General features: G+C 61.2%; 10 protein-coding genes. 3 read left to right on the top strand and 7 right to left on the bottom strand.

Features of this window, described 5'->3' with window-relative positions; all coding sequences use genetic code 11:
- Window positions 1-486 precede the first annotated feature (486 nt).
- The gene (locus IAE77_RS18520; RefSeq protein ID WP_294229677.1) at window positions 487-3,168 is read right to left on the bottom strand and encodes a DEAD/DEAH box helicase; all 2,682 of its coding nucleotides are present in this window, start codon (window positions 3,166-3,168) and stop codon (window positions 487-489) included.
- A 46-nt stretch (window positions 3,169-3,214) separates the two neighbouring features.
- Window positions 3,215-4,018, bottom strand: a complete 804-nt coding sequence (mazG, locus tag IAE77_RS18515; protein WP_294229674.1) for a nucleoside triphosphate pyrophosphohydrolase — start codon at window positions 4,016-4,018, stop codon at window positions 3,215-3,217.
- Between the two features lie 198 nt (window positions 4,019-4,216).
- Between mazG and IAE77_RS18510 the strand changes: the two genes are divergently transcribed.
- On the top strand, window positions 4,217-5,155 hold the full coding sequence (locus IAE77_RS18510) for a glucosamine-6-phosphate isomerase (RefSeq protein ID WP_294229672.1): 939 nt from the start codon (window positions 4,217-4,219) through the stop codon (window positions 5,153-5,155).
- Window positions 5,156-5,397: 242 nt separating this feature from the next.
- Window positions 5,398-5,769 (top strand): RNA-binding protein, encoded by a 372-nt coding sequence (locus tag IAE77_RS18505; RefSeq protein ID WP_294229669.1) that lies wholly within the window; start codon window positions 5,398-5,400, stop codon window positions 5,767-5,769.
- A gap of 52 nt (window positions 5,770-5,821) precedes the next feature.
- Here the strand turns inward: IAE77_RS18505 and IAE77_RS18500 are convergent, their stop codons facing one another.
- The 5 genes from IAE77_RS18500 to IAE77_RS18480 all read right to left on the bottom strand — a co-directional run bounded on the left by IAE77_RS18500 (window position 5,822) and on the right by IAE77_RS18480 (window position 10,060).
- On the bottom strand, window positions 5,822-7,453 hold the full coding sequence (locus tag IAE77_RS18500) for an FAD-dependent oxidoreductase (protein WP_294229664.1): 1,632 nt from the start codon (window positions 7,451-7,453) through the stop codon (window positions 5,822-5,824).
- Window positions 7,454-7,460: 7 nt separating this feature from the next.
- Window positions 7,461-7,850, bottom strand: coding sequence for a hypothetical protein (locus tag IAE77_RS18495; RefSeq protein ID WP_294229661.1), 390 nt, complete (start codon window positions 7,848-7,850; stop codon window positions 7,461-7,463).
- A 3-nt stretch (window positions 7,851-7,853) separates the two neighbouring features.
- Entirely contained in the window at window positions 7,854-8,345 is a 492-nt protein-coding gene (locus IAE77_RS18490; RefSeq protein WP_294229679.1) for a DsrE/DsrF/DrsH-like family protein, read from the bottom strand.
- A 124-nt stretch (window positions 8,346-8,469) separates the two neighbouring features.
- Window positions 8,470-8,781: a TusE/DsrC/DsvC family sulfur relay protein gene (locus IAE77_RS18485; protein ID WP_294229659.1), complete on the bottom strand. Its 312-nt coding sequence runs from the start codon at window positions 8,779-8,781 to the stop codon at window positions 8,470-8,472.
- A gap of 52 nt (window positions 8,782-8,833) precedes the next feature.
- Window positions 8,834-10,060, bottom strand: a complete 1,227-nt coding sequence (locus IAE77_RS18480) for an FAD-dependent oxidoreductase (RefSeq protein WP_294229656.1) — start codon at window positions 10,058-10,060, stop codon at window positions 8,834-8,836.
- 84 nt (window positions 10,061-10,144) lie between these two features.
- Here IAE77_RS18480 and IAE77_RS18475 point away from each other — a divergent pair.
- Window positions 10,145-10,485 (top strand): thioredoxin domain-containing protein (locus tag IAE77_RS18475; RefSeq protein ID WP_294229654.1); only part of this gene is annotated, 341 nt, incomplete at its 3' end.

Genomic DNA, 10,485 nt, shown 5'->3' with positions numbered 1-10,485 from the left:
GGGCATCCATTGTCAGTTAACCACCAAAACAGAAAGTACAGAAATTATAGCTTAACGGCATTGGGGCTAGCCCGGGCTAGCCCGCGTTTCTCACACCTTCTAGCGCTGCCTCAACAGTCTGTTCATGAACCCAGGCTGTTTGCTACCAATCACGGCCTGAAGGCCGAACTACAAACATGAGCGCATCCACTCAATGCCTTGGCACCACCAACAACCTCGTCCTTTGAGGTGTCCGGGAAGACCCCGCGGCAGAAAGAAACTCCTCCGTCGCCCATCGGGACTCAAAACCCAGCAACGAACGAACCTCCGCCGCGGACAGCACACCTTCACGATATGATTGGGCGGCAAAGCCCTCCATCACACGGCGTGCCAGACTGGAGGCGGCAGCATCGATCCGATGAGCCAGCAGATCAGGAATGTTGAGCGTCAATGTCATGGTGAAGTGTGCTACACCAGCCCATTGATGGCAATCGCCAGAATCAGCCCTCACTCCACCGCAAAAAGCGCCTGGATGTCCGATTGCGTGAGCTGGAGCTTGTCGGTGCGGCCGGTGAGCAGGCCTTCGACGAGGGCGGCCTTCTTTTGCTGCATCGCTACGACGCGTTCCTCGATGGTGCCTTCGCAGATGAGTTTGTGGACGAAGACGGGCTTCGTCTGGCCGATGCGGTAGGCGCGGTCGCTCGCTTGGGCTTCGGCGGCGGGATTCCACCACGGATCGTAATGAATGACGGTGTCCGCAGCGGTGAGGTTGAGGCCTGCGCCGCCGGCTTTGAGGCTGATGAGGAAAACGGGCACGTTGCCTGTCTGGAACTCGCGGATCGGTGTCTCGCGATCCTTCGTGCTGCCGGTGAGTTTCACGAATTGAGTGCCGTCTTTCTTCAAGCGGGCCTCGATGAGCGCCAGCATCTCGGTGAACTGCGAGAAGATCAGGATGCGGCGGCCTTCCTCGATCAACTCGGGCAGCATCTCGTCCATCAAGTAGGCCGTCTTGGCCGATTCCTCGACGTTTTGCGCGGTTTCCTGTTTCAGCAGCTTTGGATGGCAGCAGACCTGGCGGAGTTTCAGCAGCGCATCGAGCACGACGATCTGCGAGCGATCCAATCCGTTCACGGCGATGGCTTCGCGCACGCGTTTGTCCATCGCGGCACGGATCGTCTCATACAAATCGGTCTGTTCCTTGCCGAGCGTGATGTTGTGCAGGATTTCCGTCTTCGGCGGCAGTTCCTTCGCCACCGCGTCTTTCGTGCGACGCAGCATGAGCGGCTGAAGACGCGTGCTCAGCTGCTTTTGGCGGTCTGCATCGGCATCGCGCTCAATCGGATTGCGATAGTGCTGACGAAAAGTGTCCGCATCGCTCAACAAACCGGGCATGAGGAAATGGAAGAGGCTCCACAACTCGCCGAGATGGTTTTCCATCGGCGTGCCGGTGAGGCAGAGGCGGTGTTTCGCCTTCAAACTGCCGCACACCTGAGCGGCGAGGCTCTTCGGGTTCTTGATGTTCTGCGCCTCATCGAGCGCGACGATGTGCCACTCCTGCTCGCGCATCACCTCGGCATCGCGCACGAGCAGCGGAAAGCTCGTCACGACGAGATCATACTGCTTCAGGAACTTGAAATCGCTCTTCCGGCTCTGTCCGTGCATCAGCAGCAAGCTCAGCGTCGGCGTGAACTTGATCGATTCGTTGATCCAGTTCCGCAAAACGCTCGTCGGGGCCACGATGAGGCACGGGTGCTCCATGCGGCCGCTTTCCTTCTCGATGAGGATGTGCGTGAGCGTTTGCAGCGTTTTGCCCAGGCCCATGTCATCGGCCAAAATGCCGTGCAGGCCGAACTCGCGCAGGAACTGCATCCACGAGGCCCCTTCGCGCTGATAATCGCGCAAACTGGCCTTCAGCGACTTCGGCGGCTCGATGAGCGTGATGCGCTGAAAGTTCTCCAACTGCTGAGAAAGCGCCGAAAGTTCCGCCGGAGCACGAATTGGCAATCCATCGAGTGTGGCGAGCTGGGCGGCGCGGAGCTTGTCGAGCTGCAGTTTGCCGTCTTTGCGCACCGGACGGGTCGAAAGCAGCTCATCAAAGAAGCGCAGCAGCACCAAAAGCCGCTCCGCAGGCACGGAGAGCACATCATCGCGATCGCCGCCGAGCGAGAGCAGGAAACGCTGGTCGAGATTCTTCTCCAAAACGGCCGCAGTGAGCCCTTGATCGATGCAATCGACCAACAGCGGCACCAGCGAGATGCGGCGGCCTTCGATGTCCACGCCGAGATCGAGCGAAAACCAGTCCTTGCCGCCTTTGTCGCCTTGCAGGTCGCTGAACCACTCGTCTTCGCCTGCCTCGTGAATTTGGAAGCCGATGTCCTCCGCCACTTCGACACGCCAGCCGCTTTCGCCGAGCTTCTTCGTCTGCTCTTGAAGGAACTGCGCCCAAAACAAGGCCTGATCGCCATGAATGGCCATGAAGCCCAGCGTGGACTCCTCCGCCTTCGCGCCCGGCATCGCCTCGGCGAAGGGTTTGAGGCCCAGCGATGACAAATCGGTCAGCAGCAAGCGCTCGGAGCGCAGATTGCGCACGACGGTGTGTTTTGTGCCGTCTTCGTCCGTCCACTGATGCGCCGGGCTGCGCACCAGCATCTCAAATCGACGCGGACAGCCATCATACTCCGCAAACGGTTGCGCGATGGCGATGCTGCGCGGCACCCAGCCGCCGATGCCGCGCTTTGCGGTGATCTGCGGCACCTGCGCGGCGATGCGACGCACCACGAGCACCGGTTTCGGCTCCGCTGGCGGCAACTCCTCTTTGATCTCGAGCTCCACGCTCTCGCTTTGTGGTGATGGCGAGGCCTTCTCCTGCACGCGGGCCATCTTCTCGATGCGTTGACGACCTTCTTCGATGTCGAGCATCAGCATCACCGCCGCCGCATGCGGGCAGAGCGATCCCTGCACGCAAGTGCAGTGCGAAGTCATCGCCATCGAGCCATCTTCCCTCAGCCGCAGATGAACGGTGACCGAGGCTGTGTTGAACAAACCCGTGCCCACGCCCGCAATGATCTCCAGCTCACTCTCCGAGCACACATGCACGCCCGCGAGGCCGATATCGCCATGCTTCAGCAAACGACCGCCTTCATCGATTTGCTGGCGGCGGAAGAGCCACAGCCATGACTTCGAACGCACCTGCGCCCAGAGTTTGGGAAATGGGAAACCGCTGAGATCCATCCGATCAGTCTGCTTGCTTCTTCACCGCATCCCATGCCTCGTCCATCTCGGCGAGGCTGAGCTTGCCGAGTTCCTTGCCGTGCTCGCGGAGGTGGGTTTCCATCGCGTGGAAGCGTTTCACGAACTTGTCGTTCGCGGCGGCGAGGGCGGACTCGGACTCGATACCGAGTTTGCGGGCGAGATTGACGACGCTGAAGAAGAGATCGCCGATTTCCTCCTCGATGTGCTTCTTATCGCCGCTTTGCACGGCGGCTTCGAGTTCGGCGGTCTCCTCGCGTATTTTGTCGAAGACCGGCGCGGCGTCCGGCCAGTCGAAGCCGACTCTCGCGGCCTTCTTTTGCAGCTTTTGGCCGCGCATCAGCGCTGGCAGACCGCCGCCGACGCCGTGGAGCATGCCTTCATGCTGCGTGCCTTTTTCCTGACGCTTGATCGCGTCCCACTGGGTGAGCACGGCATCGCTCGTGGCGGCGGTGGTGTCGCCAAAGACGTGCGGATGGCGGCGGATGAGCTTGTCGCACAAACCGTGGGCCATTTGATCGAGATCGAAGGCACCGGTCTCGCTCGCGATCTCGGCATGCAGCACGGGCTGAAGAAGGATGTCGCCGAGTTCGTCGCAAATCTGGGCCGGATCGCCGCCGCGGATGGCCTCAGCGACCTCGTAGGCTTCCTCAATGACATGCGGGATCAGCGACTCGTGCGTCTGCTCCATGTCCCAAGGGCAACCGCCCGGCGCACGCAACCGGTGCACCACATAGCGCAGGCGTGTGAGGGCGTCGGGGTGGTGGAGCATGGTGGCGTCATCGTGCATGGGCGGAGGTAGTTGGGCCGGAGCGAGAGGTCAAGGCTGCGGCGGCTGCCGGGGCTTGCGAAGGACGCCACGGCCCCCCATGCACAACGCATGACGCTGTGGCCATGACACCCGTTTTCCGGTCCTTTTTGAGATGAGTTCTTGGCAAACGGCCCGTTTTCTCCGAACATCACGCCACACGACAACCCAATACCAGCCATGCCGCGCAAACTCAGCCACATCGCCCCGGATTGGTGGGACTACACCACCCTGGACTTCGATCTCATCAACGATGCCGCACGGCTCACGGAGCGCGACCTCCGCCAGCTCTCACGTCCCGGCTTCAAGGTGGTGATGTATGACACGCTGGAGGAGTTCTATCTGGCCGAGGCGCTGGAGTACATCCATGCCTGGCGTCAGGCGACGGCGGACAATCCCACCGGCATCTGCGGCCCGATCGGCCCCACGGAGCAACTGCCGCTTGTGGCCCGACTGATCAACGACCTCGGCATTTCCATCAAGGACGGCCATTTCTGGGGCATGGACGAGTGGTATGACGAGAACACGAAGAAGGAGGTCAGCATGGAGCACCCGCTGTCCTTCGAGCGGGCGGATCGCGAGCTCTGCTTTGACCGCATGCAGAAAAAACTCTGCATGCCGGACTCCCACCTGCATTTCCCGAAGGCCGATGTGAGTGAGTATGTGAAGAGCTGGCAGAGCGGCGTGCGCTGCGTGGTGATGCAGGGCGGCCAGGGCGACATCAAGCATTGGGCCTTCAATGATCCGCCCAAACGGACCGGCAAATGGAAGAACGATCCGCCACCGCCTGCGGAGTATCGCAAGCTGGGCACGCGTATTGTGGATCTGCATCCGGTGACACTGGCGCAGAACGCCCGCACCTCCGGCGGAGGCAACATCACCATGGTGCCGAAGATGGCGATCACGGTCGGTCCCAAAGAAACGTGGATGGCCGAGAAGGTGAGCATCTGGCACGCTGGCATGCATGACAATCCGCTGGGGCAGCGACTTACCGCGCTCATGATCTCGAAGCGCCTGGCGGACAGCTCTGTGCCCATGTCGCTGCTCGCCGATCACCCGAATGTGCAGTTCAACTACTTCCGCGGCGGTCTGGGCCACTGCGAGGTGGAGATGCACTGATCCTGGTTTCATGCCCGGCAGGAACAGCGGCACAGGCGGCGGCTGCGGCAGCCATGGCCCCGCTGGTTCGTCGTGAGGAGAAACTATCGGTTGCTATTCCGTCGAAACAGACGACAGCACGGCCGCACGTTAACCTGATAAAGGCCAAACCAAGTTGCTCATCAGGTTGAATCTTTGGTGTTCTAAATCCGACAACGGAGCTTGCCGATGGCACGACGCAGGCAGCACGGGCCTCAAACGATATGAACACCAAAATGTATGTGGGCAACCTGCCCTTCAGCGCAACCTCCGAGGATATCACCAGCCTGTTCTCCGAATACGGCGGCGTGACCGATGTCTTCCTCCCCATTGACCGCGACTCCGGACGTCCTCGCGGCTTTGCCTTCGTGACCATGGACTCCAGCAACGCAATGGACGCGGCTATCCGTGGCTTGAACGGCAAGGAGTTCGGTGGGCGCAATCTCAGCATCAACGAAGCCCGTCCGAAGGAAGAGCGTCCTTCCGGCGGCTACGGTGGTGGTGGCGGCGGCGGCCGCGGTGGATACGGCGGCAAAGGCGGTGGCCGTGGCGGCTACGGCGGTGGTGGTGGCGGCGGCGGTCGCGACCGCTATTGATCAATCACTCCATCGGTTTCCCTGTGGCGCTCTGTGATCAGAGCGCCATTTTTTATTCCACCATCCCTGCCGTGATCATGCCGCCGCTGATGTCCCGCGCATCAAAGCCGTGCTGCTGGAGCAGGCGCACCGCGTAGTAGGCACGCTGGCCGACGCCGCAATAGACGTGCAGGGGCCTGTCCTTCGGCAGTTCGCTGAGGCGGTCACGGAGCTGGGGCAGCGGAATGAGCACCGCGCCGTCCGGGTGGCCTTCGGCGAATTCATCCTCGTCACGCACATCGAGCAGGAAGGTACCTTCCGGCAGCGCGTTCCAATGTGAGAGCGGCAGATCGCCACGCAGATGATTTGCGGCGATGAAGCCCGCGTAGTTCAGCGCGTCCTTGGCACCGCCGAATTGCGGGGCGTAGCAGAGTTCGAGTTCCTCCAAGTCGAAGACCGTGCCGCCTTTCTGGATCAAAGCGGAGACGACATCCACCTTCCGCGCCGCATCGGCCATGCCGACGGCTTGCAAGCCTAGAAGGCGGCCATCGGGCTTCGCAAAGAGCACCTTCAGGTGCAGCGTCTGTGCGCCGGGGTAGTAGGCGACGTGGTGCTTCGGGTGCAGATACACCTTTTCGTAGTCGGTGATCCCGGCGCGGCGCAGTGACTTCTCGGTGGCACCAGTCTGAGCCACGGCGAGGTCAAACAAGCCGCAGATCGCCGTGCCCTGCACGCCACGGAAGGCGCTGTCCCGTCCAGCGATGACATCAGCGGCGATCCGGCCCTGGCGGCTCGCGGGACCTGCGAGGGCGAGCAGAATTTCGGTGTCAGTAACGACGTCGTGCACCTCCACGGCATCGCCGATGGCGAGGATGGCGGGATCACTCGTGCGCATCTGCGCATCGACGGAAATACCACCGCGCTGGCCGAGAGTAAGCCCGGCGGCCTTGGCGAGTGTTGTTTCCGGTCGCACGCCGAGGCCGAGGATGACGAGATCGGTCTCGATGGCATCATTGACGACGAGTTGGCCGTTTTTCGCGGCGATGCCGGTCAGCGGTGTATTCAGCCGGATGTCGATCCCGTGCTTTTGCAGGTGCTTTTTCAGCGGCGCGGTCATTTCCGTGTCCATCGCGGGCATGAGCTGCGGTCCAGCCTCGACCACAACGACCTCCAAACCGAGGTGGCGGAGGTTTTCGGCCATTTCGAGCCCGATAAAGCCTCCACCAGCCACGACGGCATGCTTGGCACTTTTTTGCGTGATCCAGCCGCGAATCTCCCGCGTGTCGGGAATGCTGCGCACGCTGAAAACACCCGGCAAATCGAGCCCCGGCAGCTCTGGCCTGATCGGAGTTGCTCCAGGCGAGAGCACGAGCACATCGTAGGCGTCTTCAAACTGTTCGCCGGTGAGCAGATTCTTCACCATGACCGTTTTGGCCTCACGATGGATGGCCGAAACCTCATGATGCACCTTCACACCGATGCGAAAACGGCTGTGGAAGAGCTGTGGCGAGGCGAGCAGCAAGCTCGCCTCCTCCGGGATCACGCCGCCGACATGGTAGGGCAGCCCGCAGTTGGCAAAGCTCACGAAGGGGCCGCGATCATACACGGTGATGCTCGCGTGCTCGTCGAGACGGCGCAGTCGTGCCGCGCAGGAGGCTCCACCGGCCACGCCGCCGACGATGATGACTTTGGGGGATGTTTTCATGAGAAATTCATTTCAGCGGCACCGTGGAGCATGTCCGCATGCCGCGCAGGATGCGGTGGGTGCACTGCTCGAAGTGGGCGAGGATCTCGTCCGCGTTGGCACCGGCGGGGAGGTGGGCGTGGGCACTCACGGGCTTGGAACTGAGGCCCTCGAACATTTGCAGCACCTCCGTGAGGCTGTGAAACAACTGCGCCTCCTGCTCGGCCTCTGGTAGCATGACGAAAGCTAGATTGAGCAGCCAGCGGCCGTCTTTTTGCAGGATGAAGCGCTGCATCTTGAAGGTGCTGCTGCCGGGAGCGTAGCCTTCCTGCCGCACGAGATACGGTCCGTGGCCACCTGGGCCCCAGGCGAGGTTCATCACCTCACAGCGGGCGGCGTCATTGCAGATCACGGGCATGGCTCAGGTGAAAAGGATGTGCGTGCCGGCTCCGGCGGACTCGTTGTAGAAATCACCCACGGTCAGCACGCCATCGACGCGGTCCATGAGGTCCTCCTTCTTCAGCTTGAACATATCCATCGCCAGCTTGCAGGCGAAGATCTTGCCGCCGGAGTCGGAGATGAGCTCCAAAAACTCACGCACTGGCGGGATGTCGAGCTTCTCCATCTCCTTGTTCATGAGGTGCGTGGCAAAGGCCGACACGCCGGGAATCGCGCCCATCCAGGTGGGAAACGGCATCGTCATGGGCAGGCCGAGCATGGGCATGGCCATGTTCAACGCGGAATTGCCCACGGTGGACACCTTGAGGCTGTCGAGCGTTTTGTTCGCCAGCGCATTCAGGCCAAAGAAGGTGAAGAACAGCGAGGCCTCGATGCCCTCCATGCGGGCGCCATTCGCCATGATCAGCGCGGGGTAAATCCCATCCAGCGAGCCTCGGCTCACGATGATGGACATCTTTTTCACGGGTTGTTTGTCGTCGGTCATACTTTTGTTCTCGGTTTGGGGTTCTCAGTTCTCAGTTGGGGCGATCGCGGAGGCTGCTTAACCGGGAACCGGGAACAGAGAACCGCGAACGGTTTCAAATGCATCCCACCGGCTTCGGGATGCCGGCGATTTTGGAGGACTTCTTCAGCGGGCCCCCGGGGAAGAGATCATAGAGCTCCTTCGTGGTCACGACGCCGCTCTTGCCCATGCTTCGAATGGTCAGCGCCGCGCCTTTGGCCTGCTGCTCACGCAAATAACGCACGACCTTCATGTGGCCGTCGCCGAGTGCGCCGATGCCCTCCTCCACCGCGATGGCGGCGGCGATTTGCTCGTTCCATTGCGACATGTCCGTGAGATAGCCTTCTTCGTTCACGTCGATTTCTGTTCCTGCGATGTTTTTTTTCATGGTGGTTGGTCTATAGGGTTCAAAAAGAGGTTCACGAATCACTCGTCACGCATCACGCAGCGGGCTTTTTCTTCTGGCGGCTGATTCCCGGCATCGGCCAGGCTTTGAGAAGCACATTCCAATACATATGACGGAAGGCGAGCTTGCCGAGGTGGTTGAGGCGGGACTCCTCCAGCAGCTTCATGGGGCCGAAGGCGAAGGGGAAATTCCCCTCGTGCGGCTCATGCTCGTAATTGAAGTCGATGAGCAGCGCCTTGCCGTTGCCGGATTCGATGAAGCAATTCGAGTGACCGTCGAATTCCTCCTTCAGCGGCTCGCCTTGGATGTGGCGCATGACGTTGTCGGCGAGTGTTTCGCTCTCAAAGTGCGCCACAGAGCCCGCTTTCGATGCGGGGACGTTCGTCGCGTCGCCGATCACAAAGACATCCGGGTGTTGGAGCGATTGCAGCGTGTGTTTGTGCGTCGGGACGAAGTCGAGGTCGTCACCGAGGGCGCTGCGGCGCACGGCCTCGTCGCCCATGTTTGTCGGCGTCGTCACCAGCAGGTCGTAAGGCACCTCGCGACCGTCAAAGCACACCAGTTTGTCGTTTTCCTGATCCACACGCTCCGCCACGAAGTCGGTGACGAGCTCGATGCGCTTGTCTGTGAGCAGGTGGCCGAGCTTTTTCGAGGCTTTCGGTTTGGTAAAGGCCCCGGAGAGCGGCGTCACATAGGTGAGCGTGACCTTCTCGCGGATGCCGCGTTCGCGGAAAAAGGTGTCAGCGAGGAAAGTGAACTCCAGCGGAGCCACCGGGCACTTGATCGGCATCTCATTGATGTGCACCACCACGCGGCCGCCGGTGAAGTTTTGGAGCTTCTCCCGCAGCGCCTTGGCACCATCGAGCGTGTAGAAGTCATGCACGTTCACGCGCCACTTCGGACCCAGCATGCCCTCGGTCTCCTCCGGTGCCGTGCGGCAGCCGGTGGCGACGATGAGCACGTCATACTTCACCTTTCGACCATCCTTCAGCGTCACCGCATGGTCCTGCGGCGTGATTTGGTCCACCTCCGCCTGCACGAAATCGACGCCGCTTGGCATGAAGTCCCGCGTCAGGCGCACGATCTGGCTTTCGTCGTAGATGCCGAAGGGCAGGAAGAGAAAGCCCGGCTGGTAGAGGTGCTTGTCAGAGCGATCCACCACCGTCATGCGCCAATCCGATGCGGGCAGGCGACGGCGAAGATGGTTGGCCATCATGGTGCCCGCGGTGCCGCCGCCGAGGATGAGGAGGTGTTTGCTCATGGTTGTGGAAAGGTTGTCTTGCAAGACGACTATATGAGCGTATGCGTATATGCAAGATTTAACTCCAACCCGATTTTGTCATCCATGAGCGCCTCTCTCGAATCCGACGCCCGCGGCATCATCCTGCCCTGTCCCGCCTGTGGCACCGCGAACCGCATCGCCTACGCCAAAGCCGCCTCACAGGGCCGATGCGGCACCTGCAAGGCCGATCTACCCTTCGTTTCCTCGCCGGTCGAAATCAGCGACATCGAGGCCTTCGCCGCCCTCGTCAGCCAGAGCCCCATCCCTGTGGTGATCGACTTCTGGGCACCGTGGTGCGGTCCCTGCCAGATGATGGCACCGGAGTTTGCCAAAGCGGCCGCACAAGCCGCTGGCGAGGCTCTTTTCGTCAAAGTGAACACCGACGAGCAGCCGCAGATCGCCGG

The organism is Prosthecobacter sp., assembly GCF_014879935.1.
Taxonomy (GTDB): domain Bacteria; phylum Verrucomicrobiota; class Verrucomicrobiia; order Verrucomicrobiales; family Verrucomicrobiaceae; genus Prosthecobacter.
Note: the sequence above shows the minus strand (reverse complement) of the source record. Positions and strands in the feature narration are given on the sequence as shown.

What these genes read in the sequence shown, in the direction of transcription:
- mazG (WP_294229674.1), bottom strand. Translation starts at nt 4,018, where the DNA reads ATGCACGATGACGCCACCATGCTCCACCACCCCGACGCCCTCACACGC.
- IAE77_RS18510 (WP_294229672.1), top strand. Translation starts at nt 4,217, where the DNA reads ATGCCGCGCAAACTCAGCCACATCGCCCCGGATTGGTGGGACTACACC.
- IAE77_RS18505 (WP_294229669.1), top strand. Translation starts at nt 5,398, where the DNA reads ATGAACACCAAAATGTATGTGGGCAACCTGCCCTTCAGCGCAACCTCC.
- IAE77_RS18500 (WP_294229664.1), bottom strand. Translation starts at nt 7,453, where the DNA reads ATGAAAACATCCCCCAAAGTCATCATCGTCGGCGGCGTGGCCGGTGGA.
- IAE77_RS18495 (WP_294229661.1), bottom strand. Translation starts at nt 7,850, where the DNA reads ATGCCCGTGATCTGCAATGACGCCGCCCGCTGTGAGGTGATGAACCTC.
- IAE77_RS18490 (WP_294229679.1), bottom strand. Translation starts at nt 8,345, where the DNA reads ATGTCCATCATCGTGAGCCGAGGCTCGCTGGATGGGATTTACCCCGCG.
- IAE77_RS18485 (WP_294229659.1), bottom strand. Translation starts at nt 8,781, where the DNA reads ATGAAAAAAAACATCGCAGGAACAGAAATCGACGTGAACGAAGAAGGC.
- IAE77_RS18480 (WP_294229656.1), bottom strand. Translation starts at nt 10,060, where the DNA reads ATGAGCAAACACCTCCTCATCCTCGGCGGCGGCACCGCGGGCACCATG.